24 protein-coding genes and 1 pseudogene are annotated in these 25,695 nt (G+C 69.9%); 10 read left to right on the top strand and 15 right to left on the bottom strand.

Annotation, left to right across the window (positions count from 1 at the left end):
* Positions 1 to 603: pseudogene (locus tag AC07EG_RS13460) on the bottom strand (hypothetical protein); the annotation flags it as partial.
* A gap of 82 nt (positions 604 to 685) precedes the next feature.
* The gene (locus AC07EG_RS13465) at positions 686 to 1,684 is read right to left on the bottom strand and encodes a polyprenyl synthetase family protein (RefSeq protein WP_478253354.1); all 999 of its coding nucleotides are present in this window, start codon (positions 1,682 to 1,684) and stop codon (positions 686 to 688) included.
* Positions 1,685 to 2,054: 370 nt separating this feature from the next.
* On the opposite strand from AC07EG_RS13465, the gene AC07EG_RS13470 reads away from it, so the two are divergent.
* The 8 genes from AC07EG_RS13470 to AC07EG_RS13505 all read left to right on the top strand — a co-directional run bounded on the left by AC07EG_RS13470 (position 2,055) and on the right by AC07EG_RS13505 (position 8,168).
* Complete coding sequence (locus AC07EG_RS13470) at positions 2,055 to 2,483, top strand: hypothetical protein (RefSeq protein WP_478253355.1); 429 nt, start codon at positions 2,055 to 2,057, stop codon at positions 2,481 to 2,483.
* Complete coding sequence (locus tag AC07EG_RS13475; RefSeq protein ID WP_478253356.1) at positions 2,484 to 3,113, top strand: DUF3558 domain-containing protein; 630 nt, start codon at positions 2,484 to 2,486, stop codon at positions 3,111 to 3,113.
* On the top strand, positions 3,113 to 4,366 hold the full coding sequence (locus AC07EG_RS13480) for a PPE domain-containing protein (RefSeq protein ID WP_478253358.1): 1,254 nt from the start codon (positions 3,113 to 3,115) through the stop codon (positions 4,364 to 4,366). Before AC07EG_RS13475 ends, AC07EG_RS13480 begins: the two co-directional genes overlap by 1 nt.
* Positions 4,367 to 4,371: 5 nt before the next feature.
* Positions 4,372 to 5,121, top strand: coding sequence for an ESX secretion-associated protein EspG (locus AC07EG_RS13485; protein WP_478253359.1), 750 nt, complete (start codon positions 4,372 to 4,374; stop codon positions 5,119 to 5,121).
* Positions 5,122 to 5,182: 61 nt separating this feature from the next.
* Positions 5,183 to 5,716 (top strand): YbaB/EbfC family nucleoid-associated protein, encoded by a 534-nt coding sequence (locus AC07EG_RS13490; protein WP_478253360.1) that lies wholly within the window; start codon positions 5,183 to 5,185, stop codon positions 5,714 to 5,716.
* Entirely contained in the window at positions 5,713 to 6,030 is a 318-nt protein-coding gene (locus tag AC07EG_RS13495) for a hypothetical protein (RefSeq protein ID WP_478253361.1), read from the top strand. Before AC07EG_RS13490 ends, AC07EG_RS13495 begins: the two co-directional genes overlap by 4 nt.
* Positions 6,023 to 7,138 (top strand): hypothetical protein, encoded by a 1,116-nt coding sequence (locus tag AC07EG_RS13500; RefSeq protein ID WP_478253362.1) that lies wholly within the window; start codon positions 6,023 to 6,025, stop codon positions 7,136 to 7,138. Before AC07EG_RS13495 ends, AC07EG_RS13500 begins: the two co-directional genes overlap by 8 nt.
* Complete coding sequence (locus AC07EG_RS13505; RefSeq protein WP_478253363.1) at positions 7,131 to 8,168, top strand: hypothetical protein; 1,038 nt, start codon at positions 7,131 to 7,133, stop codon at positions 8,166 to 8,168. Before AC07EG_RS13500 ends, AC07EG_RS13505 begins: the two co-directional genes overlap by 8 nt.
* Here AC07EG_RS13505 and AC07EG_RS13510 read toward each other — a convergent pair.
* Positions 8,147 to 9,076 (bottom strand): serine hydrolase, encoded by a 930-nt coding sequence (locus AC07EG_RS13510; protein WP_478253364.1) that lies wholly within the window; start codon positions 9,074 to 9,076, stop codon positions 8,147 to 8,149. The genes AC07EG_RS13505 and AC07EG_RS13510 overlap by 22 nt on opposite strands.
* A 116-nt stretch (positions 9,077 to 9,192) precedes the next feature.
* Between AC07EG_RS13510 and AC07EG_RS13515 the strand changes: the two genes are divergently transcribed.
* Positions 9,193 to 9,783 (top strand): RNA polymerase sigma factor, encoded by a 591-nt coding sequence (locus AC07EG_RS13515; protein ID WP_478253365.1) that lies wholly within the window; start codon positions 9,193 to 9,195, stop codon positions 9,781 to 9,783.
* Positions 9,776 to 10,795, top strand: coding sequence for a CU044_5270 family protein (locus tag AC07EG_RS13520; protein ID WP_478253366.1), 1,020 nt, complete (start codon positions 9,776 to 9,778; stop codon positions 10,793 to 10,795). Before AC07EG_RS13515 ends, AC07EG_RS13520 begins: the two co-directional genes overlap by 8 nt.
* A 51-nt stretch (positions 10,796 to 10,846) precedes the next feature.
* On the opposite strand, the gene nuoN is transcribed toward AC07EG_RS13520, so the two are convergent.
* From nuoN to AC07EG_RS13580, 12 genes are all read right to left on the bottom strand, one after another.
* A complete protein-coding gene (nuoN, locus tag AC07EG_RS13525) occupies positions 10,847 to 12,415 on the bottom strand; it encodes an NADH-quinone oxidoreductase subunit NuoN (RefSeq protein ID WP_478253367.1) in 1,569 nt (522 codons plus the stop codon).
* Entirely contained in the window at positions 12,415 to 13,965 is a 1,551-nt protein-coding gene (locus AC07EG_RS13530; RefSeq protein ID WP_478253368.1) for an NADH-quinone oxidoreductase subunit M, read from the bottom strand. Before AC07EG_RS13530 ends, nuoN begins: the two co-directional genes overlap by 1 nt.
* Positions 13,962 to 15,857 (bottom strand): NADH-quinone oxidoreductase subunit L, encoded by a 1,896-nt coding sequence (nuoL, locus tag AC07EG_RS13535; protein ID WP_478253369.1) that lies wholly within the window; start codon positions 15,855 to 15,857, stop codon positions 13,962 to 13,964. Before nuoL ends, AC07EG_RS13530 begins: the two co-directional genes overlap by 4 nt.
* A gap of 67 nt (positions 15,858 to 15,924) precedes the next feature.
* On the bottom strand, positions 15,925 to 16,224 hold the full coding sequence (nuoK, locus tag AC07EG_RS13540) for an NADH-quinone oxidoreductase subunit NuoK (protein ID WP_113695753.1): 300 nt from the start codon (positions 16,222 to 16,224) through the stop codon (positions 15,925 to 15,927).
* Positions 16,221 to 17,087, bottom strand: a complete 867-nt coding sequence (locus tag AC07EG_RS13545; protein WP_478253370.1) for an NADH-quinone oxidoreductase subunit J — start codon at positions 17,085 to 17,087, stop codon at positions 16,221 to 16,223. Before AC07EG_RS13545 ends, nuoK begins: the two co-directional genes overlap by 4 nt.
* Positions 17,084 to 17,611 (bottom strand): NADH-quinone oxidoreductase subunit NuoI, encoded by a 528-nt coding sequence (gene nuoI, locus AC07EG_RS13550; RefSeq protein ID WP_478253371.1) that lies wholly within the window; start codon positions 17,609 to 17,611, stop codon positions 17,084 to 17,086. The genes AC07EG_RS13545 and nuoI overlap by 4 nt, the downstream gene beginning before the upstream one ends.
* On the bottom strand, positions 17,598 to 18,929 hold the full coding sequence (gene nuoH / locus AC07EG_RS13555; protein ID WP_478253372.1) for an NADH-quinone oxidoreductase subunit NuoH: 1,332 nt from the start codon (positions 18,927 to 18,929) through the stop codon (positions 17,598 to 17,600). The genes nuoI and nuoH overlap by 14 nt, the downstream gene beginning before the upstream one ends.
* Entirely contained in the window at positions 18,926 to 21,388 is a 2,463-nt protein-coding gene (locus AC07EG_RS13560; RefSeq protein WP_478253373.1) for an NADH-quinone oxidoreductase subunit G, read from the bottom strand. Before AC07EG_RS13560 ends, nuoH begins: the two co-directional genes overlap by 4 nt.
* A complete protein-coding gene (gene nuoF, locus AC07EG_RS13565; RefSeq protein WP_478253374.1) occupies positions 21,385 to 22,665 on the bottom strand; it encodes an NADH-quinone oxidoreductase subunit NuoF in 1,281 nt (426 codons plus the stop codon). The genes AC07EG_RS13560 and nuoF overlap by 4 nt, the downstream gene beginning before the upstream one ends.
* 9 nt (positions 22,666 to 22,674) lie before the next feature.
* Positions 22,675 to 23,544 (bottom strand): NADH-quinone oxidoreductase subunit NuoE, encoded by an 870-nt coding sequence (gene nuoE / locus AC07EG_RS13570; protein ID WP_478253375.1) that lies wholly within the window; start codon positions 23,542 to 23,544, stop codon positions 22,675 to 22,677.
* A complete protein-coding gene (locus AC07EG_RS13575; RefSeq protein ID WP_478253376.1) occupies positions 23,541 to 24,935 on the bottom strand; it encodes an NADH-quinone oxidoreductase subunit D in 1,395 nt (464 codons plus the stop codon). Before AC07EG_RS13575 ends, nuoE begins: the two co-directional genes overlap by 4 nt.
* Positions 24,932 to 25,690, bottom strand: coding sequence for an NADH-quinone oxidoreductase subunit C (locus tag AC07EG_RS13580; protein WP_478253377.1), 759 nt, complete (start codon positions 25,688 to 25,690; stop codon positions 24,932 to 24,934). The genes AC07EG_RS13575 and AC07EG_RS13580 overlap by 4 nt, the downstream gene beginning before the upstream one ends.
* Positions 25,691 to 25,695: the final 5 nt, after the last annotated feature.

The following is a 25,695-nucleotide window of genomic DNA, read 5'->3' on the forward strand; positions in this document are numbered from 1 at the left end:
CGACGACCGCGACTCCGACTCATCCTCCAACGCAGACTGATAACCGGCAGCCGCCGACGACCGCGACTCGGCCTCATCCCCGAACGCGGGCTGATAACCAGTAGCCGACGACCGCGAATCCGATTCATCCTCGAAAGCGGGCCGATAGCCAGCAGCCGCCGAAGGGCGCTCGGGCTCATCCCCGAAGGCGGGTTGATAACTGGTAGCCGCCTCGGACCGCGACTCCGGCTCATCCCCGAACGCGGACCGGTAACCAGTCGCCGCCGAAGACCGCGACTCCGGCTCATCCTCGAACGCAGGCTGGTAGCCAGTCGCCGAGGACTCCGGCTTCGGGTTCGGCTGGAAGGAACGCGTCGCCTCGGCCTCGAAAGCGGGCTGGTAACCGGTGCCCTCCGACGGGAAGGTGCGCGTGGGCTCAGCCGGCGGTGCCCCGGCCGGGAACTGGCGAGTGGGCTCGCGGGGCGCCGACTCGGCCTCGGTGAGCCGCCGCTGCAGTTCCCTGACCTGCTTGCGGGCCGGCAGGACGAGCAGCAGCACGGTCAGCAGCACCCCGATCGCGAACGCCGCCACGCTCCACAACCAGACCTGCGTGAAAATCGACATCTCCGCCGCCGTCCCTCCTTCCGGCCCCCTCCGCTGCGTGACGGGACCGGGCAGCCTTCCTTACGCCCCTATCGGGGGTCACTCAACCGGTGCGGGCCACCAGGTAGTCGGCGACCGACGCGCAGGCGTCCCGCGCTGGTGAGGCCGGTAGAGAAGCCAGCTCGACCCGCGCGCGCTGAGCGTAGTCGGCGAGGGTGTCCTTCGCCCGATCGAGTCCGGAAGAGGCACGCAGCAGGCCGAGGGCCTCCTCGACGAGGTGGTCTTCGGTGATGGGGCCGGAGAGCAGTTCCACCAGCCGGGGGTCGGTGGCGGGGTCGGCGAGCGCGTAGAGCATCGGCAGCGTGCGCACGCCTTCGCGGAGGTCGGTGCCCGGCGACTTGCCCGACTGCTCCGACGCCGAAGCGATGTCGATCACGTCGTCGGAGATCTGGAAGGAGGTGCCGATGATGTCGCCGAACCGGCGGAGCGCGTCGATGTGCTCGGCCGGGGCGTTCGACAGCATGCCGCCGAAGCGGCCGGCGGTGGCGATCAGCGACCCGGTCTTCTGCGCGATGACCGAGAGGTAGTGCTCGACGGGGTCCTCCCCCTCGAGCGGGCCGACGGTCTCCCGCATCTGGCCGGTGACCAGCTCACCGAAGGTCTCGGCGATGATCCGGGCGGCGTCGGTCCCGAGGTCGGCGACCAGCCGGGAGGCGTGCGCGAAGAGGAAGTCGCCGGTGAGGATGGCGATGGTGTTGTCCCAGCGGGCGTTCACGCTCTGCGCCCCGCGGCGCATGGTCGCCTCGTCCATCACGTCGTCGTGGTAGAGCGTGGCCAGGTGCACCAGCTCCACCGCGGCGGCCGCGGTCACCACCGCGTCCCGGCCCCCCACGCCGAACTGCGAGGCGAGCAGGGTGAACAGCGGGCGGAAGCGTTTGCCACCGGCCTCGACCAGGTGGGTCGCCGCGTCGTTGACCGCCTGCACCTCGCTGCGCACGGTCTCGCGCAGCAGGGCCTCCACGTCACGCAGGCCGCTGGCCAGCTCGCGCAGCAGCCCCTCGTCGGCGATCTGCAGGCCGACGGCCGCGCGCAAGTCCTCCATAGCGCCATCACGCACTGCCACTTCGGCTCCGCCCTCTCAGCACTGGGTCACGGGTTCACCCAAGCCTAATGGCTGGGGTGGTACCGCTGGTGGCCTCCCGCTACTCGCCACAGGTGACGAACGCGACAAACCGCTGAACCGCGGTGAACGGTGAACAAGCGAAGCGCGTGGATGCTACTTTCGACACCTGGATCACGCAGTGCACCCGCCAGGTGACAGCCAGGCGCGATGCTCGTGAAAGCGAGCAGCCCACGTCCGGCTGAACGCTGCACAAGCGGGGCCCGCCGGTGCTACTTTGACGCACGCGGATCACGCAGCGCGCCCAGAAGGTGACAGTTCGGCGCCGATGGCCTCGGGGGAGGAGCCCATCTTGACCACGCCCGCACCACCGCCCTCCACCGGCGGTTTCCTGGACCAACTCGGGGAAGCCGCCGGACAATTGGGGGAGCTGGCTCAAGCCACCGGCACGGCGGCCACCACCCCGTCCGGTGGTTATTCCTTCGAACCAGCGGAACTCAACGCCATCGCCCGGGAATGGGACGATCTGGCGGCCGCCTATGAGCTGGACCTGGTTCACGCCCGCTGGCTGGCCCAGGTGGAGGGGCCTGGTGCCGAGTACGCCTCGGGGGACAACGCCCGCCTGGTGCGCCAATCAGGTGAGACGCTCTTGGCCACGCTGAAGGAGCGGATCGACTACTGCCGAGCGCAGGCTCAGAAGTTCCGCGCGGCCGCCGGGCAGTACGCCGAGGCCGATGCCGGTGCCGGAGCTGAAATCGGCAACCAAGGAGGCTCGCTGTAGATGCGCCGACCCACTCGAAGCCTGGCCTGGACAGCCGGTCTGGCGCTGCTGCTCAGCGGTTGTCAGGGCGGCGACGTACCCGGCAGTCCGACCGTGCCGACCGCCGGTGCGGTCGAGCCCTCGCAATCCTCCGCGGAGGCGGAAGTCCCCGGGTTCGGTGCCCCGAAGGTGGACAACGCCCTCGACACCGGCAAGCTGGAAGCGACGCCGTGCGAAACGCTCAACGACACCCAGGTCACCGGCCTGCTGGGCACGGATGTCACCGAAAAGCCGGAAGACGCCGCGGGTCCGAGTTGCGCCTGGCACAGCTACGGAACCCAGGGCGCGTTCGTCGCGGTCGGCTTTCCGAAGACGACCAACCTCGGGCTCACCGCCATCTACCGGAAGAAGGGCACGGACTACCGGTTCTTCGAGGAGATGCAACCGGTGCGCGGTTTCCCGGCGGTCGCCTGGAACAACACCGATGAGACCACCAAGGGCCTGTGCAACGTCGCCGCGGGTACTTCCGACAGGTCGACGGTGGAAGCCACGGTGAGGCTGTCGGAGAAGAACGTGGGCAAGAAGGACCCGTGTGAAGCCGCGCACGAGGTGCTGGACATGGTCATCGCCAACATTCAGGGGGCAGGCTGATGAACGCTCCGCTCAACGCAGCGCAGATCTACGAGCAGGTGAACGGCGGCCCGGGAACGGGCACGCTGACCGCGGCCCAGGACGCCGCGTCCGGGCTGACCTCGAACCTGTCCGAGCGGGCGCAGCAGATCGCCGAGCTGGCGGGCAAGATCCAGGCCGGGTGGACCGGGGAGGCCGGGGCCAACGCGGCCAACGCGGCGCTCCCGCTGGCCAAGGCATCCCTCGAGGACGCCTCCCTGCTGGCGAAGGCGGGCAGCGCGCTCGAGGACCAGACCTCCGCCTTCGGCTCGGTGAAGAACACCGTGGTGCCCGTCGAGGCCAGCAAGCCCGAGTTGACCTCCGCCGACGTCTTCGAGGCGGTGACGACCGGCAACTGGAACAGCTACAACAACAAGGTCGGCGAGTGGCAGGCCAAGGCCCAGCAGAACATCGACGCCTTCGCCGGGTACCACGCGACCAGCATGGGCAACGGCGACACGATGCCCAGTTCGTTCACCCCGCTCGTCGATCCCGGCGCGCCGATCGGCATGGCCGAGGCGAATGCCCAGCAGTCCGAGAAGGGCGCCACCACACCGAACGTCGTCGGGGGTGGTCAGCCGAAGACGTCCGCGGGCAACGGTTACCAGCCGGTGACGCAGCAGCAGTACGACGGCACCAAGGCGGCAGCCGCGTATGAGCAGCCGGTCAAGGCCCCGACGACGCCGAGCGGCGGGCAGTGGGGGCCCAGCACGCCCGGCACCGGGGTGCCGCAGCCCGGCGGCCCGGGCACCGGCGGATTCAAGGCCGGCGCTCCCGGCGGCTTCGAACCCGGCGGCCCAGGGCTCAACGGCGTTCCAGGCGGGCCGAACTCCGGCGGCAAGCCGGGTGGCCTGAACCCAGGCGGTCCGGGGACGGTCAACGGCCGCCCCGGCGGCATGAACCCCGGCGGCCCCGGCGCAGTCAACGGCCGTCCGGGCGGCATGAACCCCGGCGGTCCCATCGCGGGCGGCAACCCGCCTGGTCGCACCGTCGGCGGTGTCCCCGGCGGCACGCCGAACCCAGCCGCCCCCGTGCGCGGTGGCGGGCCCACCGCACCCAAACCCGGTGGCACCCCGTTCGGGCCCATGGGCGCGGGTGGCGCCCAGCGCGCCGAAGAGGACAAGGAACACCGCCGCCCCGATTACCTGCTCGGCCCCGATCCGGACAAGATCTTCGGCGGCGACATCGAAAAGCCGACGCCGCCGGTCATCGGTGAAACCAGAAAGCCGACCTGACCGTGGTGATCGAGCACCGCGCCGAAATCTCGCTGAACACCCTGCTCGCCGCCATGCGGTGGACCGGATACGACCGACCGCACCTGGTTTTCGCGGGTGGTGAGCGCTACGTCCCGCCCACCGCGAAAACGGAACTCGACGAAGCCGCCAGGAAAGAACTGGAAAACCTCGGCCTCACCAACCGGAAAAGGCTTTCGGACGGTTTCGAGGACACGCTCCACCTGCTCAACCGGCCGCCGGTCGAATACTTCGCCCACCTCCGCACCCGCAACGAGAGTTACGAAGTGCTCGTGGCGGCGCAGGACCGGACGGCGGTCGTGGTGGTGCACCAGGACGAGCGCGTCTGGCTCAAGCCGTACCGCGGCAAGGACCCGGCGACCCTGCTGATCGACCACCTCCCGGCCTTCCCGGCCGCCGACTTCCGGCCGTTCACCGTGCCCCGGCACGAAATAGCGGACGACGCCGGCCCATCCGGGATCTACGACGAAAAGCGCAGCAAGAGCCAGGAAGCCAAACAGCTCGACGAGATATTCGCCGTGCCCAACTACGGCGCGGGCCTGCTGCACGCGGCGAGGCGGGATCATCGCGGAAATCGGCAACAGGCCCCGGTTGGTCTCAGCTACCTCGACATCGACGCGGGAAGGGTCGGGTTGAGCAGCAGCGGAACACCCGGCAATGCGCACATCACCGTGATTCCCGGCGATCGAGCCCGGCTGAGCGAAAAGGTGGCTTCACTGGGCGCGAGCCTGCACTGAGCCCGCCACCGATATGCCACACTCCGTACGACCACCGACGTGAACAAGGGGAGGTTCGCGCGTGACGAGCCCTGACCAGCTCTTCGCCGATTTCGAAGCAAAACTCGCCGAAACGCAGCGCAAAGCCGAGCGGATGCGCGCGGAGATCGAGCGGGTTTCGGTGAGCGAACGCAGCAAGGACGGACAGATCACGGTCACCGTCAACCACGCCGGCAACCTCACCGGCCTGGAAATCGGCCCCGTCGCCCGCGCGAAAGCCGACCTGGACCAGCAGATCCTGCGCACCATGCAAGCCGCGCAGAGCAAACTCGCCGACGCGATGGCAGGCGGGGTGCCGTCCATCGCGGGCACCGAAACCATGGCCGAGCTGATCGACCAGCTCAACGCGGCCTACCCGGAACCGGAACCGGACGGCTACCTCGAAGGCGGCTACACCACCCCGGACGAGGACAGCCGCTTCGTCGCCGAACCGGAAACCCCCGCACCGCCACCCCCGGAACGCCGGTCGCGTCCCACCAGGACCACCGAAGACGCCCACGACGACGACTACTTCACCGGCAACGACTTCCTCACCGACGAAGGCGACCGCCGATGAACGGCGACCAGGGCTTCAACGCCGACCCCGACGAGATCGACGCCCACGCCGGGAACGTGGCCGCCACCCACCAGCTGCTGAAGTCGGCCGTCGACGCCGCCCAGGCGCGACTCGACCACTACGCGTTCGGCGTCTTCGGCATCCCGCTCAGCCTGCTGTGCAACAGCGCCATGGAAGACGCCGTCGAAACCCTGCGCAAGGCCGAAGAAACCGGTCAGGCCCACGCGGACGCGGTTCGCCAGTGGGCCGAGCGCAAACGCGTGGACGAGGAAGAAATCCAGCGCCTGCTGAAGAAGGTGGAAGCCGGTGAGTGAGATCACCGAGGACGCGCAGCAGGACCTCGGCTCGGCGAAGGCCCCGGTCAAGGACTTCTTCAAGGGCGCCGGAATGGCCCAGGACTTCATCGGCGGCGCCGAGCAGATCGCCCGCGGCGACTGGACCGAGGGCCTGCTCGACTACGCCACCGGCGCGATCGACCTCGCCACGAACCTCAGGGGCGGGAAGAACCCCGTCGAGGTGCTGGTCAGCATGGGGCTGGGCTGGGTGATCGAGCACCTTTCGCCGCTCAACGACTACCTCGACGCCGTCACCGGCAACCAGGACGAACTGGAACTCACCGCCGCCACCTGGAACCAGGTCAGCAAGCACGTCCAGGAGACCGCGCAGAGCCTGGCCGACAGCACGAAGAACGACTGCGCGGACTGGACCGGGCAGTCGGTGGACCAGTACCGCCTGTTCGTCCAGGACCGCCTCGACCTCTACCGCGGCATCTCCGACGGGGCCAAGGGCGTGGCCTCGCTCGTCGACATCTGCCGGACCGTGCTCAACGTGGTCCGGACCATTATCCGCGACCTGATCGCGGACGTCTGCACCAAGATCATCATGATCATCGCCAGGTACCCGCCGCCCGCCTACCCGGTCGCGCTGACGGCGGAGATCATGCCGGTGGTGGTGCAGAGCACGAACACCGGCACGAAGGAACTCACCCGGTGCGCGCGGGTGCTCCAGCGGGGCCGCGACCTGCTGGACAGCCTCCGGAGCCTGTTCAACGACGCCACCCGGTACCTCGCCGAGCAGGGTTTCCTCAAGGGCATGGCCAAGGGGTCGTGGGACGTGCTGATCCGCGCGACGGTCGACGCGTCCAAGGGTTTCGGCAAGAAGGTGCTGACGGACACCGCCAAGGAGATGGGGAAGACCATCGTCGGCGGCTCCGTCAAGGAAGCGGGCAGCACCGGCAGCACCGAGCACGACAAGCAGGGCCCGTGGAACGAATCCGAGGCCAAGCGCGAGCACGACAAGCGGGAGACCAAGGTCGTCGACTCACCGCCCCCGCCGCCGAAACCGTCGGTGTACGACCCCCCGGCGGGGAACGTGTTCCCCACGCGAGGGGGCAACCGCATCTCCGGCAGCCTCGATGAGTGACCCGGCACTGATCGCCGACCGCACCAAGCGACGGCTCAAGCGCTGGTACATCGGGGCCGCGATCCTCGTCTACGGCTCGATCGGGTCGTTCTTCATGCTCGATTTCGCGCCGACCTTGGACAACTGGTTGCTCTCGGCCCTGTTCACCCTGGCCGCCGCGGGCTGCATCGCCCACATCGTCCGCGTCCGCGTCCGCGGGGGCAGCGGGTGGCGGCTGTTCGTGGACGAGGCGGGCATCCGGCTGGCCAGCGCACCGACCGGTGGGTGGACGCTGACGTGGGCGGAGGTCGCCGGGGTCGAGTTGCGGCGCCGGTTCCTGCGGCCGCTGAACCTCCTCGAGCCGCCCTACGGGTACGAACTCCGGTTGCGGCTGACCACGCCGGCCGAGTTCTTCCGGCAACCACGGGCAGGCAGACGAGCCCGTGACGTGTACACCACCGAGGTCCAGTTGAGCGAGCCGGAGGCGTACGCCGTGCAGGAACGAGCCCGCCGGTTCTGCGACGGGCCGGTGCGGGCGACCGCGTTGCCCCCCGCCGAAACGGGTGGGCCGCAGCAGAAGCTGATCCCGACGCCGGTACCGGACGATGCCCAGGGCTACTGGGGGGACAAGCCGTTCGGACCGTACTTCCTGTACCCCGACGAATTGCTCGGTGGTGGTTCGGTGCGCACGACGAGCTCGGTGGCGGAACCGGGCAAGTTCGTCGGCTTGCTGGTCACCGCCGTCGGCGTGCGCTGGAACTCGTTCGTGGGCAAGACGGCCTGGGACCGCGACGTGTTCGCGTCGACGTTCGAACTGACCTGGGCGGAGATCGGCGCCTTCCGGGTGAGCCCGCACGAGGACGAGTACCACGTCGACATCGTGCCCGGCGACGAGCGGTTCGCCCAGCGGCACCCCGAGATGCGGAACCACTGGCTGCGGCCCGACGGCACCTACCGGCTGGACCACACGTTCACCGCGGGCTCGGTCAAGGAACTGCGTGGCTTCATCGAGGTCTACCACCCGGGCGCCTACGAAGAAGCCAACGCTTGATCGAGCAGCGGGCGCAGGGCGGTGACCACGCCGGTGATCCGCTTCGCCGCCGTGGCGTGGGTGACGGACTCCGGGTGGTCGCTCAGCACGACGACCACGTACCGGTCACCCGTTCCGACCAGGCCGGTGGTGTGCAGTTGGCGGCGCGGGCGGCAGCAGGCCCAGCCCTGCTTCACCGCCCACGGCTGGTCGCCGACGGCGTCGGGGATGCCGAAGTGCTGGGCGAAGCCGTCGGCGCCGGTGGCGGTGGTGCCGCGCAGGCCGCGCAGGACCACCTCGCGCAGCCGGTCCGGGGCCCGTTCGAGCAGGTAGCGGTAGATCCGCCCGACGTCGGCCGCGGTGACGGTGGTGTCACCCCAGCGGCCGGGGTCCTCCGGCGGCCGGGTCGCCGACAACCGCATGCGCTTCGCCCAGCGGGTGACCAGGGCACCACCGCCGCGGCTCGCCCAGAGCTCGCTGGCCACGGCGTCGTCGCTGCGGGCGAGCATGCGTTCCACTGTGGACGGTGCGGCGGCACCGCTTTCCAGTGCGTCCAGCCCGATCAGCAGTTTGACCACCGAAGCCGAGGTGAACCTCGCCGTGCTGCGGTGCTCGGCGAGGGTTTTCCCGGACTCGCGGTCGAAGACCAGCACGCCGAGCTTCGCGTTCGGCGCGGCGGCGGCGAGGTCGTCCGCCGTCGGCACGGCCTCCGCCGGGGCGCCGGGTGGCGGCTCCGGTGGCTCAGGCGACTCGGCCGGCTCAGGCGGCTCAGCCGGCTCGGCGGTTCCAGGCGGCTCCACCGGCGGCGGCCCGGCCTCGAGCACGGGCACCGGTTCGGCTCGCGGTGCCGTGGCGCCGGGCACCACCACCAACGCGGCGGCCGCCCCGGCCAGCAACCCCACCAGCAGCACCGATCCACCCGTTTTCATGCCCGTACTCCGGCAACAACGGCGTGAGCGTTCGCGAAAACCGGCTGTTCTGTGACATGTACCACTAAGCACTCCGCGCCGCGGGACGCCCGGGGCGCCGTCGGCCAACCAGTACCGTGGCCAGAATCAGCGAATCCCGCGCTCCGTCGGCCGACGGCACCCGTCCGGTGCTGGACGGTCCCGCGGCCTTCGCGCAGCTCTTCGACACCTACGCCCGGCCCCTGCGCGGGTACCTCGCGGGCCGCGTCGGCGAGCACGTGGCCGACGACCTGGTGGCCGAGACCTTCCTGATCGCCTGGCGCAAGCGGGCCGTCTACGACCCCCGGCTGGCCCCGATCCGCGGCTGGCTCTACGGCATCGCCACCAACCTCGTGCGCACGCACGTCCGCCAGGAGATCCGCGGCCTGCGCGCCACCGCCCGCGCCCACGCCCGCCGCGACCACGACGGCGACCTCGGCCACGACGCGCTGGTCGCCGACCGCGTCGACGCCCAGCGGCGGATGCGCCTGCTCGCGGGCAAGCTCGCCGAACTCACCGAGCAGGAACGCGATGTACTGCTGCTCACCTCGTGGGCGGGGCTCGAACCCGCCGAAGTCGCCGCGGCGCTCGGCCTGCCCGCCAGCACCGTCCGCTCCCGGCTGCACCGGCTCCGCCACCGGCTGCAGACCCTGCTCACCCAGCACCCCCAGGAGGCCCTCGATGAGTGACCAGCGCGAACTCGACGAGGCGCTGGCGTTGCTGCTGCACCAGCGGGCACGCACCGCGGACCCGGCGCTGGACGGCGTCCGCGAGCGGGTGTTCGCCGAGGTGGCGCCGGCTAGAGCACCGCGGCGGCGGCGCTGGCTGCTCCCGGTGGCCGCGGCGGCCGTGGTGGTCGCGGGGGTCACCACCACGCAGGTCATCCGGGAGGCACCCGAGCCGGTCCAGTCCGCCGCTTCCCTGCTGCACCGAGCCGCCGATCTCAACGTCGACGGGGCACCGCAGCCGGACGGCGCGTACCTGCACGTGGTGCGGCTGGGCCAGATCCCCGAGACGACCGTCTACGGCACCGTCGCGGACGACGACGTCGTCGACAGCCCGCCGAACTCCGGCTACACGAAGGTGCACACCCGCCGGATCGAATCGTGGGTGCCGTTCGAACCCGAGCGGCTGTGGCGGGAGGAGCGCACGGCCGAGGGTCCGTCACAGCTGGTGGGCGGCACCCCGCCACCCGAACCGTGGAACGACACCGGCCGGTGGACGGAAAAGTGCGGCCACTACCCCCGCAAGGGCAAGCCGAAGGTCGTCTGCGGCGGACCGAAGGACCCCGAGAGCCCGAGCTTCTTCGCCACCACACCGACCGACCCGGCGGAAATCGCCGGGTGGCTGCGGAAGCACGCCCCCGAGCCCGGCGCGGCGTTCAGCGAAGGCGTGGAACTGCTCGCCTCCGGCGTGCTGCCGAAGGAGCGCTACGCCGGCTGGTACCGGGCGCTGGCGATGTTCGACGGCATCCAGGACTACGGCGACGTCACCCTGCCGGACGGGCGGGTCGGTGCCGCCATCGGCGTGCCGGGCGGGCGGGAGCGCCGCGAGCTGGTGATCGACCGGGAGAACGGCCGCTTCCTCGGCGAACGGCGGGTGGCCGGAGCACACCCCGCCCAGGCGTGGATCCCGCCGGGCACCGTGCTCGGCCTGCTCTCGGTCACCTCCACCCGCGTCCGGGACCTCGGCGACCGCTGAACGCAGGAGTGGGGCGCTGCGAAGGAAAGCAGCGCCCCACCCGGTGGAAGCTCAGCTGGCGAAACCGCCCGCACCCGCCCAGTCCAGCGCGAACGACGGGAGGACGCCCAGCACCAGGGTGACGATGACACCGAGGGTGATGGCCACCGTGGTGAAGGTGCCCGGCACGGTGACCGCCGGCCCCTCCGGCGACGGCTCGGAGAAGTACATCAGCACCACCACGCGCAGGTAGAAGAACGCCGCCACGGCACTGGCCACCAGCGCGATCACCACCAGCGGCGCCATGCCGTCGGTCAGCGCCGCCTCGAACACCACGAACTTGCCGACGAACCCGCTGGTCAGCGGAATTCCGGCGAGCGCGAGCAGCAGGAAGGTGAACACCCCGGCCAGCAACGGCGACCGCTTGGCCAGCCCGGCCCAGGCCGACAGGTGCGTGGCTTCGCCGTTCGCGTCGCGGACCAGGCTGACCACCCCGAACGCGGCGAGCGTGGTGAACCCGTAGGCCAGCAGGTAGAACAGCGTGCCGGACAGGCCCTGCTCGGTCATCGCGATCGAGCCCACCAGCAGGAAGCCGGCGTGCGCGATGGACGAGTAGGCGATCATCCGCTTGACGTCGGTCTGGGTCAGGCCGAGCACCGCGCCCAGCACCATCGACACGATCGCCACGCCCCACAGCACCCCGCGCCATTCCCAGCTGGTCGACTCGAAGCCGACGGTCAGCACCCGCAGGATGGCGCCGAACGCGGCGACCTTGGTGCAGGCCGCCATGAACGCGGTGATCGGCGTCGGCGCGCCCTGGTAGACGTCCGGGGTCCAGGTGTGGAACGGGCCGACCGAGCCCTTGAACAGCAGGCCGACCATGAGCAGGCCCAGCCCGGCGAACAGCAGCGTGTCCGACCGGTTGGTGCCCGCGGTGGCGTTCGCGATGTCGGCCAGCTTCACGGAGTTCGCGTAGCCGTAGAGCAGCGCCAGGCCGTACAGGAAGAACGCGCTGGAGAAGGCGCCCAGCAGGAAGTACTTGACCGCCGCCTCCTGCGAGATGAGGCGACGGCGGCGGGCGAGCCCGCACATCAGGTACAGCGGCAGGGAAAGCACTTCGAGCGCGATGAACATGGTGAGCAGGTCGTTCGCCGCGGTGAAGACCAGCATGCCGCCGAGCGCGAACAGCGTCAGCGGGAACACCTCGGTCTGCATCCCGGTGGAGCCGACCTGCGCGCGGTCCTGGAAGGTGCCCGGCCGGATCGCCGCCTGCGCGACGAAGGCGCCGCCGGGCTCGACCGACCGGTCCGCGATCAGCAGCACCGCGCCGATGCCGAGCGCCAGCAGCGTGCCCCAGAGGAACAACGCGGGCTTGTCCACCGAGAGCGACCCGCTCAGCGTGGTCGTGCCGCGTTCCGGCGAGTCGCGGACGTAGAGGACCAGCGCGACCCCGGCCGCCACGATGGCCAGCAGGGACAGGATGACCTGCGCCGACCACCGCTGGTGCTTGATCAGGAACGCCTCGAACAGCACGCTGACGCACGCCGCGCCGAGAATGATCAGGATCGGCAGGATCGCCGCGTAGTCGATCGCCGGGGCGGAGATCTTGCCCGGATCCTGGGCCAGGAGTACCTCGAGCATCAGTTGCCTTCCTGCACGGCGGACATCGTGGCTTCCACCGAAGGAGTAATCGTGTCCAGGACCGGCTTCGGGTAGAAGCCCAGCCCGATGATCAGCACCACCATCGGCGCCAGCACGCCGATCTCCACCTTGGACAGGTCGCGGATGGACTTCTTGGCGCCGACCTCCGGCGCCACCGCCGTCCCAGGCCCGCCTCCGACACCCATCAGGGCGTCACCGCGCACCGGACCCTGGAAGATGCGCTGGTACAGCCAGAGCACGTAGGCCGCGGCGAGCACCAGGCCCAGCGTGGCCACGATGGTGAACACCGGGCGGGTGTCGAACGAGCCGAGCAGCACCAGGAACTCGCTGATGAACGAGTTCGTGCCGGGCAGGGACAGGGTGGACAGCCCGGCGATGAAGAACAGCCCGCCCAGCAGCGGGGTCACCTTGGCCATGCCGCCGTAGTCGGCGATCCGGGTGGACCCGCCGCGGGCGATCACCATGCCGATCACCAGGATCAGCATGCCGGTGGCCAGGCTGTGGTTGAGCATGTACGACACCGAGCCGACCTGCGCCTGCTCGGTGAAGGCGAAGATGCCCAGCGCGATGAACCCGAAGTGGGCGATGGACACGTAGGCGATGAACCGCTTCATGTCCGACTGCCCGGCAGCCAGCATCGAGCCGTAGACCACCCCGGCCACGGCGAGGGTGAGCACCAGCGGCGCGAGCGTCTGACTGGCTTCGGGGAACATCGGGATGCAGTAACGCAGGAACCCGAAGGTGCCGACCTTGTCCAGCACGCCGACCAGCAGCACGGCCACGCCGATCGGCGCCTGCCCGGCCGCGTCCGGCAGCCAGGTGTGCAGCGGCACCAGCGGCGCCTTGATCGCGAAGGCCAGGAAGAAACCGAGGAACAGCCAGATCTGCGTGCCGGTCGGCGCGTCCCGCACCACCGAGACCAGCGTGGCCCAGTCGAAGGTGCCCTGGCCCAGTTCGTCCGAGGCCATCGAGTAGGCGCCGATGGCCGACGCCAGCATGATCAGCCCGCCGAGGAACGAGTACAGGAAGAACTTGACCGCCGCGTACTGCCGGTTCGGCCCGCCGTAACCGCCGATCAGGAAGTACATCGGGATCAGCATGATCTCGAACAGCACGTAGAACAGGAACACGTCGGTGGCCGCGAAGACCGCGATGGTCAGCGACTGCTGCACCAGGATCAACGCGAAGTAACCGCCGGCGCTGCGCCCCTTCGGCAGCTTGTCCACCGCCGCGGTGCCGCCGATGATCAGCGGCACCAGCAGGGCGATCACCGCGATCATCACCAGCGCGATGCCGTCCATGCCGAAGGAGATGTGGATGCCGAAGTTCGGGATCCAGTCCATCGAGGACGCCTGCTGGATGCGCTCGCCGCGGGGTTCGTAGCTCAGCCACAGCGGCACGATCAGCGCCAGCTCGACGATCGAGACGGCCAGCGCGGTGAGCGTGGCGACCCGGTCGTTCGAGCGCAGCGCGGTGACCGCGATCGCGCCGGCCAGCGGCAGCAGGATGAGGACGAGCAACAGGGTCATGAGAACCTCACCAGCAGGAGCGCGGCGATGACGACGAACGAACCGCCGAGCATGGACAGCGCGTAGGAGCGGACGAACCCGGTCTGCAGCCGGCGCAGCCTGCCGGAACCGCCGCCGAGGCCCGCGGCCAGGCCGTTGACCGCCCCGTCCACGCCCCGGTTGTCCAGGAACACGGCGAACCGGGTGAGCCAGATGCCCGGCCGGGCCACCAGCGTTTCGTTCAGCGCGTTGCCGTACAGGTCCTTGCGGGCCGCGCGGACCGGGAAGGACACCCGCTCCGGCCGCTCGACCGGGGTGTCGCGGCGGAAGATCACGTAGGCGGCCAGTGCGCCGAGCGCGGAGAGGCCGACCACCAGGAACGGGATGAGACCGTGCGGCAGCGCGGTGTGCTCGGCCTCCTGCAACACCCCGAGCGACGGGGTGAGCCACTCGACCAGCGAGTCGCCCGCGGTGAACAGGAAACCGGCCGCGACCGAGCCGACCGCCAGGATGATCATCGGCACGGTCATCACCGGTGGCGACTCGTGCGGGTGGAACTCGCGCCCATCGCTGGACTTGATGTCCTTCCAGCGCTGCTTGCCGAAGAAGGTGAGCATCACCAGGCGGGTCATGTAGAACGCGGTGAGCCCGGCACCCAGGGTGGCCGCGCCGCCGAAGACCCAGCCCTGCCAGCCGGGAGCGCCGAAGGCCGCCTCGATGATGGCGTCCTTCGAGTAGAAGCCGGACAGGAACGGGAAGCCGATCAGCGCGAGGTAACCGAGGCCGAAGGTGGCGAAGGTGATCGGCATCTTCTTGTACAGCCCGCCGAACTTCCGCATGTCCACTTCGTCGTTCATGCCGTGCATGACCGAACCGGCGCCGAGGAACAGGCCCGCCTTGAAGAAGCCGTGGGTGAGCAGGTGCATGATGCCCAGCGCGTAGCCGAACGGGCCGAGCCCGACCGCCAGCATCATGTAACCGATCTGGCTGACCGTGGAGTAGGCGAGCACCTTCTTGATGTCGTCGTAGGCGCAGCCGATGATGCACCCGATCAGCAGCGTGACCACGCCGACCAGGGTGACCACCAGCCTGCCGGACTCGGTGGCGTTGAAGATCGCCCCGGAGCGGGCCACCAGGTAGACCCCGGCGGTGACCATGGTCGCCGCGTGGATCAGCGCGGAGACCGGGGTCGGGCCCTCCATCGCGTCCGGCAGCCACGCCTGGAGCGGGAACTGGCCGGACTTGCCGCAGGCCCCGAGCAGCAGCAGGATCGCCATCGCGGTGAGCGCACCCGGCGGGATCTGGTCGATCGCGGCGAACACCTCGGCGTAACCGGTGCTGCCGACGTACTTGAACATCAGGAAGATCGCCAGCGCCAGCCCGACGTCACCGACGCGGTTCATCAGGAACGCCTTCTTCGCCGCGGTGGCCGCGGACGGGCGGTCCTGGTACCAGCCGATCAGCAGGTACGAGGCCAGGCCGACGCCCTCCCAGCCGAGGTACAGCGTGACGAAGCTGTTGCCCAGCACCAGGATCAGCATCGAGGCGACGAACAGGTTCAGGTAGCCGAAGAACCGCCGCCTGCCGCGGTCGTCGTGCATGTAGCCGACCGAGTAGAAGTGGATCAGCATGCCGACGCCGGTGATCAGCAGCACGAAGGTCATCGACAGCGGGTCCACCCGGAGCCCGAAGTCCACCTGCAGCTCGTTGACCGGGATCCACGAGAACAGCTTGACGTCGCTGGCCGCGTCGAAGCTGTTCGCGAAGAACAGGACCAGGCCGTACACGAAGGACAGTGCGACGGTGGCGGTGCCGAGCAGGTGCCCCCACGCGTCGGTGCGCTTGCCCCCGGCCAGCAGGATCAGCGCGCCGAGCGCCGGGAAGGCGACCAGCAGCCACGATGATGCGATCACACAAAAATCCTTTCAGTGGCGCGAAGCGCCTCCGTTGAGGGGGGCGGTGGGCGACGGGTGGGGTCCTTCAGTACTTCAGCAGGTTCGTGTCGTCGACCGAGGCCGACCGGCGGGTGCGGAAGATCGACATGATGATCGCCAGCCCGACCACCACTTCGGCGGCGGCCACGACCATCACGAAGAAGGCCATCACCTGGCCGTCGAGGTTGCCGTTGATCCTGGCGAAGGTGACCAGCGTGAGGTTCACCGCGTTGAGCATCAGCTCGATGCACATGAACACCACGATCGCGTTGCGGCGCACCAGCACCCCGACCGCGCCGATGGAGAACAGCAACGCGGAGAGCAGGAGGTAGTTCGTCGGCGTCATTTCTCTTCGCCTTCGGTCTTTTCTTCCTTGCCGCCGACCAGCGCGTGCGCGTCCGGGCCGGGCTCGCCGCCCGCGACCTGCTTGCGCTCGGCCGCGAAGTGCGCGGCGGTGGTGGACTCGATGATCTCCGAGAGCGACTCCGGTGCCACCGAACCGTCCGGCAGCAACGCGGGCGTGGCCACCGAGTTGGCGGTGGCGAACACCCCCGGGCCCGGCAGCGGCGAAGGCCGGGCGTGCTCACCGCGGAACCGCGCGACCACCAGGTCCTTCTGCGACATCTTGCCGCCCTTGGCGTGCCGGTCGGAGAAGGCCAGCACCATCGCGCCGATCGCCGCGGTGATCAGCAGCGCGGAGGTCAGCTCGAACGGGAACAGGTACTCGGTGAAGATCTTGCGGCCGAGCCCGCCCGCCGCCCCGCCCTGCGGGGTGTTCGGGTCGAGCAGCGGCGCCGGGGTGACGTCGGCGAGCGCCCTGGTCAGCGCGGCGGCGAACAGGCCGGCCATGCCGACGCCGAGCAGCGCGGCGGCGAGCCGCTGCCCGCGCAGCACCTCCACCACCGAGTCCGAGGAGTCGCGGCCCACCAGCATCAGCACGAACAGGAACAGCATCATGATCGCGCCGGTGTAGACGATGATCTGGGTGAAGCCGAGGAACGGCGCCTGCTGGACCATGTAGAGCACACCGAGCGAGAGCATGGTCAGCACCAGCCACAGCGCGGAGTGCACCGCGTTGCGGGCGAAGATCATGCCGAGCGCACCGGCCACCGCGAGCGGGGCCAGCACCCAGAAGGCGATGGTCTCGCCGGTGGTCACCGGAACGGCTTCGGGCAGCGGCGGTGCCTGCGCGAGCAGCGCGGTGATCATGACGCGCCCCCCTGCCCGCGGGCCAGCTCCGGCCCGTTGACGTAGTAGTCCTGCTCGTTGTCGCCCAGGCGCATCGGGTGCGGCGGCTGCTCCATGCCGGGCAGCAGCGGGGCGAGCAGGTCCTCCTTGGTGTAGATCAGCCGCTGGCGGTCGTCGTCGGCCAGCTCGTAGAAGTTGATCATCGTCAGGGACCGCGTCGGGCACGCCTCGACGCACAGCCCGCAGCCGATGCAGCGCAGGTAGTTGATCTGGTAGTCCGCGCCGTACCGCTCGCCGGGCGAGTAGCGGGCCTCGTCGGTGTTGTCACCGCCCTCGACGAAGATCGCGTCCGCCGGGCAGGCCCACGCGCACAGCTCGCAGCCGACGCACTTCTCCAGCCCGTCCGGGTGCCGGTTGAGCTGGTGCCGCCCGTGGTAGCGCGGTGCGGCGGGCGCCCCGGCCTCCGGGTACTCCTCGGTGGCCACCTTCTTGAACATCATCGAGAAGGTGACGCCGAAGCCCTTGATGGGATCAAGCATCCCCATCGGTGTTCTCCCTTCCGGCCGAAACGGCGGCGGGTTGCTTCTTCGCCGTGCGCTCCCTGGCCCTGAGCGCACGCTGGCGCGGGGTGGTCTCGGGGACCTTGAGGTCGAGCGGGGGCAGCGGGTAGTCGCTGCCGGTGACCGGCACGCTGTCGGCGTCGCGGAGCTGCTTCTCCGGCGCCATGAACGCGATGACCACCAGCACCAGCACCACCCCCGCGCCGACCGCGATCCACACGCCCAGCGGCACCTCGTCGGTGGTGCGGATGGCCCGGATGGTGGCGATCAGCACGATCCACACCAGGTTCAGCGGGACCAGGACCTTCCAGCCCAGCCGCATGAACTGGTCGTAGCGGTACCGGGGCAGCGTGCCGCGCAGCCAGATGAAGCCGAACAGCAGCACGAACATCTTGGCCATGAACCAGATGACCGGCAGCCAGCCGCTGTTCAGCGCGTGGTCGGCGCCGACGAACGGGAAGAGCCAGCCGCCGAGGAACAACGTGGTGGCGAACGCCGAGACGATCACCATGTTCACGTACTCGGCGAGGAAGAACATGGCGAACTTCATCGAGCTGTACTCGGTGTGGAAACCGCCGACCAGCTCGGATTCGGCCTCCGGCAGGTCGAACGGCGCGCGGTTGGTCTCGCCGACCATGGAGATCAGGTAGATCACGAAGCTCGGCAGCAGCAGGTAGAAGTACCAGCCGGACTGCTGCGAGGCGACGATGTCGCTGGTGGACATCGACTGCGCGTACAGGATCACGCCGACGATCGACAGGCCCATGGCGATCTCGTAGGAGATCACCTGCGCCGCCGAGCGCAGCCCGCCGAGCAGCGGGTACGGCGAGCCGGAGGACCAGCCGGCCAGCACGATGCCGTACACCCCGATCGACGAGCAGGCCAGGATCACCAGCACGCCGACCGGCAGGTCGACCAGCTGCAGCAGCGTCCGCTCACCGAAGATGGAGACCTCCGGGCCGAACGGGATCGCCGAGAGCCCGACCAGCGCGGGCACCGCGGACAGCACCGGCGCCAGGAAGTAGACCTTGCGGTCGGCGGTGTCCGGGATGATCTGTTCCTTGAACGGCAGCTTCAGCGCGTCCGCCAGGGACTGCAGGTAACCGCCGGGGCCGACGCGGTTGGGGCCGGGCCGGTTCTGCATCCGGCCGACCGCCTTGCGCTCCCAGACGATCAGGAAGATCGTCAGGATCGGGCCGATCAGCAGGATGACCACGGCCTTGAGCAGCACCAGCCACCACGGGTCGTCGGCCAGGATCTCGGCCCGGGTCAGCTCCTGGGCCTGGAACAGGAACGGGGTCACCGCGCACCTCCAGCGATCGAGACCACCGAGCCGTGCCCGGCCGCGAGTGCGGCGCGGACCCGGGAGCCTTCGGAGTTGCCCGGCAGCCAGACCACGCCGTCGGGCAGGTCGGCCACCTCGACCGGCAGGGTGATCGCCCCGCGCTCGGTCGACACGGTCACCGTCTCCATGCCGTTCGCGGTGGCCGCGGACAACCGGGCCACCACCGGCCGGGCGGTGCCCGCCAGGTGCGGTTCACCGTCCTGCAGCGAGCCCTTGTCCAGCAGCTGCCGCCAGGTCGCCAGCACCGCCTGCCCGGCACCGGGCTTCGGGGCCTGCGGGGCGGGCACCTCGGGAGCCGTGCCCCCGCGCCGGGGAGCCAGCCGGGACAGGTCGCCCGCCGCGGCGGCCGGGGTCTGGGTGAACAGGTCGGCGTCCATCTCCACGGCGAGGGTGTCCAGCACGCGGCAGTCGGGCAGCGCGCCGGTGCCTTCGAGGGTCACGTCGAACTCGCGGCGGCGGCCCTCCCAGTTGAGGTAGGAACCGGACTTCTCCACCGCCGGCGCGATCGGCAGCACCACGTCGGCGTGCTCGGTGACCTCGCTGGCGCGCAGTTCGAGGCTGACCACGAAGCCCGCGGTGGCCAGCGCACGCCGCGCCAGCTCCGGGTCGGGCAGGTCGGTCAGCTCGACCCCGCCGACGAGCAGGCCGTCCAGCCGGCCACCGGCAGCCGCTTCGAGGATGCCGGTCAGGTCGCGGCCGGGCTCACCGGGCAGGCCGTCCACGCCCCAGGCGCGGGCCACCTCGATGCGGTCCTCGATGCTGGTCACCGACCGGCCGCCGGGCAGCAGCGTCGGCAGCGCACCGACCTCGACCGCACCGCGTTCGCCCGCCCGGCGCGGGATCCACGCCAGCCGGGCACCGGTGCGGGCGGTCAGCCGCAGCAGCGCGGAGAACAGGCCGGGCACCTCGGCGGCGCGCTCCCCGACCAGCACCACACCGCCGGCGGCCAGTGCTTCGTCGAGGTCCGGCGCGTGCTGGGCGAGCGCGTCGAGCGCGGCCGCCTCCCCGCCGGGCACGCAGGCGAGCAGCTCGCCGAAGGTCTTGCGCACCGAGGGCGTGGTCCACTGTCCCAAGTGGACGACCTTGGCCTTCTTCGTGCGGGCCGCCTTGCGCAGCCGCAGGAAGACGATCGGCGCCTCCTCCTCCGGCTCGAAGGCCACGCACAGCACGGTCGGCGCGTTCTCGATGGCCGCGAAGGTCACGCCGGTCTCCGGCGTGGTGCCGACCACGTGCGCGGTGAGGAAGTCCAGTTCCTCGGCCGAGTGGGCCCGCGCGCGGTAGTCGATGTCGTTGGTGCGCAGGGCGATCCGGGCGAACTTCGAGTACGCGTAGGCGTCCTCGACGGTCAGCCTGCCACCCGGCAGCACCGCCGCGCCCCGGCCGTCGCGGGCCTTCGCCAGGCCCTCGGCGGCCACGCGCAGCGCGTCGGTCCAGGAGGCTTCCTCCAGCTCACCGGTGGCCGCGTCCCGCACCATGGGGCGGCGCAGCCGGTCCTCGGCCCCGGCGTACCGGAAGGCGAACCGGCCCTTGTCGCAGATCCACTCCTCGTTGACCTGCGGGTCGTCCCCGGCCAGCTTGCGCATCACCTTGCCGCGCCGGAAGTCGGTGCGCTCGGCGCAGCCCGACGAGCAGTGCTCGCACACGCTCGGCGAGGACACCAGGTCGAACGGCCGCGACCGGAACCGGTAGGCGGCGCTGGTCAGCGCGCCCACCGGGCAGATCTGGATGGTGTTGCCGGAGAAGTAGCTCTGGAACGGCTGCCCGCTGGTCGTGCGCGAGGCCATGTCCAGCACGTCGGCGGTTTCGGCGGTGCCGATCTGCTGGTGCGCCCCGCGTTCGAGCAGCTCGATGAACGGGTCACCGGCGATCTGCGCGGAGAACCGGGTGCAGCGCTGGCAGAGCACGCAGCGCTCGCGGTCGAGCAGCACCTGGCTGGAGATCGGCAGCGGCTTCGGGAAGGTCCGCTTCCGGTCGACGAACCGCGAGTCGGCGCGGCCGTGCGCCAGCGCCTGGTTCTGCAGCGGGCACTCACCGCCCTTGTCGCAGACCGGGCAGTCCAGCGGGTGGTTGATCAGCAGCAGCTCCATCACGCCCTGCTGCGCCTTGTCCGCCACCGGCGAGGTCAGCTGGGTCTTGACCACCATGCCGTCGGCCACCGTCATCGTGCACGAGGCCTGCGGCTTCGGCATCGGGCGGCCGTTCATCTCCACCTCGACCAGGCACTGGCGGCAGGCGCCCGCCGGGTCGAGCAGCGGGTGGTCGCAGAAGCGCGGGATCACCGTGCCGAGCCGTTCCGCGGTGCGGATCAGCAGCTCGCCCTTCGGCGCGATGACCTCTTCGCCGTCGACGATCAGTTTGACGTGGCCCTCGGGAACCGGGGTTTCCTCGGTCGAAGGCTTGTCGGGTGCGATGGTCATGCCTGCGCTCCCACCAGTTCGCGCTTGTTGCTCTCACACAGGGCGAGGAACTCGTCCCGGAAGTACTTGATGCCGCTGGTGATCGGGCTGACCGCACCGTCACCGAGGGCGCAGAAGGACCGGCCGAGGATGTTGTCGCAGACGTCGAGCAGGGTGTCGATGTCGGCTTCGGTACCGCGGCCCTCGACCATGCGCTCCAGGATCTGCGCCAGCCAGTAGGTGCCCTCGCGGCACGGCGTGCACTTGCCGCACGACTCGTGTTCGTAGAACTGCGTCCACTTCATCACGGCCCACGGCACGGAAACCGTCTCGTTGAACACCATCACCGCGGTGGTGCCGAGCATCGAGCCCGCCTCGGCGGCGCCCTCGAAGTCCAGCGGGGTGTCCAGGTGCTCCGCGGTGAACATCGGCGTGGACGAACCACCCGGGGTCCAGAACTTCAGCGGGATGCCGTCCTTCATGCCACCGGCCATGTCCAGCAGCTGGCGCAGGGTCGTGCCGAGCGGGCACTCGTACTGGCCGGGGTGCTCCACGTGCCCGGAGATCGAGTAGATCTTCGGGCCCGGCGACTTCTCGCTGCCCATCTTGCGGAACCAGTCGGCCCCGGCGTTGACGATGTAGGGCGCGCTGGCGATGGTCTCCACGTTGTTCACCGTGGTCGGCGCGGCGTAGAGCCCGGCGGCGGCGGGGAACGGCGGCTTGAGCCGCGGCTGACCGCGACGGCCCTCCAGCGAGTCCAGCAACGCGGTTTCCTCACCGCAGATGTAGGCGCCCGCGCCCGCGTGCACGGTGATGTCGAGGTCGAACCCGCTGCCGACGATGTCCTTGCCGAGGTACCCGGCTTCGTAGGCTTCGCGCACCGCCGCGTTGAGGCGGCGGATGCAGTGCAGCGCCTCACCGCGGACGTAGATGAAGCAGTGGTGCGAGCGCATCGCGTACGAGGCGATCACGCAGCCTTCGATCAGCGAGTGCGGGTCCGCCATCATCAGCGGGATGTCCTTGCAGGTACCCGGTTCACCCTCGTCGGCGTTGATCACCAGGTAGTGCGGCTTGTCCTCGTTGGGCGGCATGAACGACCACTTCACACCGGCCGGGAAACCCGCACCGCCGCGACCGCGCAGGCCCGCGTTCTTGATCAGCGTGACCAGCTGCTCCGGCGTGCCCGCCAGCGCCTTGCGCAACGCGGTGTAGCCCTCGAGCCGCTCGTAGGTGGCCAGCCGCCAGGAATCCGGCGAGAGCCAGCGCTTGGTGAGGACCGGGGTAATGGGGTCAGCCATCGGCTTGCCTCACTTCTTCTCTTCGACGGCGGGCAGCGGCACGTCTTCCATCACCGGTGCGGTCCAGCCGCGTTCCTGCGCGACCTGGGCGCCCCGCAGCGTTTCCACGGCCTGCGACGGCCCGTCCACGTGGGCGCGGTAGGTCGGTTCGTCCTCCGGGAAGAACCCGGCGAGCTGCAGTTCCGCACCCTTGAAGTCGGTCAGCGGGGCACCGCGCGTCGGGGCCGGCTTCTTGCCCGCCCGCAGCGCGTCGACCAGGGCGACCGCCTTGTCCGTGGTCTGGTTGTCGAAGTACTCGTAGTTGACCTGGATGACCGGGCCGAGGTCGCAGGCGGCCAGGCACTCGGCGTGCTCGAGGGTGATCGAGCCGGGTTCGCCGGGGGTGCCCGCGGTTTCCTCGTGCCCCAGCGGCTTGTCCTCGGAACCGAGGTGCGTCTGGAGCTTGCGGTAGATGTCGTCCCCGCCGAGCGCCGCGCACAGCGTGTTCGTGCAGACGCTGACCAGGTGCTCACCACACGGACGGCGCTTGTACATGGTGTAGAACGTGGCCACCGCGCTGACCTCGGCGTCGGACAGGTCCAGCTGCCGCCCGCAGAAGGCGATGCCCTCCTGGGTGACGTAGCCCTGCACCGACTGCACCAGGTGCAGCATCGGCAGCAGCGCCGAGCGGCTCACCGGGTAGCGCGCGATGATCTGCTGCGCCTTCTCCACGATGTCCGGCCCGAACGGGTCCTCGAGCCCGGTAGTAGACACGGTGTCCAAGAGGGACTCGGTGCCTTCCGGAGCAATGCCCCGGACGTCCACGTCCCCACCCGCCGCCACGTGCGTTTCGTCGGCGTAGTTCCCGCCCGGCTCCGGGCGTTCCGTCGAAGAGGTCATCGGTCCACTCCCCCCATCACGGGGTCGATCGACGCGATCGCCGCGATCACGTCCGCCACCAGCCCGCCCTCGGCCATCGCGGGCATCGACTGCAGGTTCACGAAGCTCGGTTCCCGGATGTGCACGCGCATCGGGCGGGTGCCGCCGTCGGAGACCAGGTGCGCGCCCAGTTCCCCGCGTGGTGACTCGACCGCCGAGTACGCCTGGCCCGGCGGCACCTTGAAGCCCTCGGTGACCAGCTTGAAGTGGTGGATCAGCGACTCCATCGACTGGCCCATGATCTTGCGGACGTGCTCGAGCGAGTTGCCGAGCCCGTCGCTGCCCAGCGACAGCTGCGCCGGCCAGGCCACCTTCTTGTCCTCGACCATCACCGGGCCGGGACCCTCGTCGGCCAGCTTCTTCAGCGCCTGCTTGATGATCTTCAGGCTCTCGCGCATCTCCTGGACGCGGATCAGGTACCGCGCCCAGCAGTCGGCGTCGGTGGAGGTCGGCACGTCGAACTTGAACTCGTCGTAGCGCGAGTACGGCTCGGTCTTGCGCAGGTCCCACGGCAGCCCGGCGGAGCGCAGCACCGGCCCGGTCACCCCGAGCGAGAGGCAGGCGTCCACCGGGAGGAAGCCGACGTCCTTGAGCCGGTTGCGCCAGATCGGCTGCCCGGTGAACAGCTTGTCGTAGAGCGGGAGCCGCTCCTCCATCGTCTTGACGAAGGCGGACACCGCCTCCTGGTAGTCCTCCGGCATGTCCTGGGCGAGCCCGCCGGGCCGGATGAACGCGTGGTTCATCCGCAGGCCGGTCAGGTGCTCCAGCAGGTGCAGGACTTCTTCGCGCTCGCGGAAGCCGAGCGTCATCGCCGTGGTGGCACCGAGTTCCATGCCGCCGGTGGCGATGTAGACCAGGTGCGAGCCGATGCGGTTGATCTCCATCAGCAGCACCCGCAGCAGTTCCGCCCGCGGCGGCGCCTTGATGCCGAGCAGCTTCTCCACCGAGAGGCAGTAGGCGGCCTCGGTGAACAACGGGGACAGGTAGTCCATCCGCGTGACGAAGGTGACGCCCTGGGTCCAGGTCCGGTATTCGCAGTTCTTCTCGATCCCGGTGTGCAGGTAACCGATGACCGAGCGGAGCTGGGTGACGGTCTCGCCCTCCATCTCCAGCACCAGCCGGAGCACACCGTGCGTGGACGGGTGCTGCGGGCCCATGTTGATGACCATGCGGTCGTCGTGCTCGGCGTCGGAGAGCACGTCGTCCCAGTCACCACCGGAAACGGTGTAGACCGGGCCTTCGGTGGTGCGGCGTTCCTGGGCGTAGGCCTGCCGGGGGTGCTCGGTGTCCGAGCCCGACGGCGAGGTGTCCGTACCGGTTTCGACGTCCGAGAGCTTTTCGGTGCTGCTCACGAGTAAGACCTCCGCTGGTCCGGCGGCGGGATCTCCGCGCCCTTGTACTCCACGGGAATCCCGCCGAGCGGGTAGTCCTTGCGCTGCGGGTGGCCGTCCCAGTCGTCCGGCATCAGGATCCGGGTCAGCGCCGGGTGGCCGTCGTAGACGATGCCGAACATGTCGTAGGCCTCCCGCTCCTGCCAGTCGGCCGTCGGGTAGACCTCGACGATGGACGGGATGTGCGGGTCGTCCACGTCCACCGCCACCTCGAGCCGGATGCGGCGGCGGAAGGTCATCGAGGTCAGGTGGTAGACCGAGTGCAGCCGCTGCGGCACGTCCACGCCGTAGTCCACGCCGGAGACCGAGCTGCACAGCTCGAACCGCAGCCCGCCGTCGTTGCGCAGGGTCCGGCAGATCTCCACCAGGTGCTCGCGCGCCACGTAGAAGGTGATCTCGCCGCGGTCGACGGTCACCTGCTGGACGGCTTCGGCGGGCACGCCGTGTTCGCCGAGGGCGGCGAAGAACTCGTCGGCGAACTCGTCGAACCAGCCGCCGTACGGGCGTTCCGCCGGAGCCGGCGAGTACGCCGGCAACCGCAGGCCGCCGTAGCCGGAGGTGTCCCCGCTGCCGGAAACACCGAACATGCCCTTGCGTTCCCGGCCGGCCACCACCGGTTCGGCCGGGCGCGGGCCCTCGGGCCGCAGCTCCACCGAATCCGGGCGCTCGGCGCTGGATCGTTCTCCGCCGGTGACGGGCTTCTCTTCGTCGGGCATCTTCG

Source organism: Amycolatopsis sp. NPDC045836 (assembly GCF_056431745.1).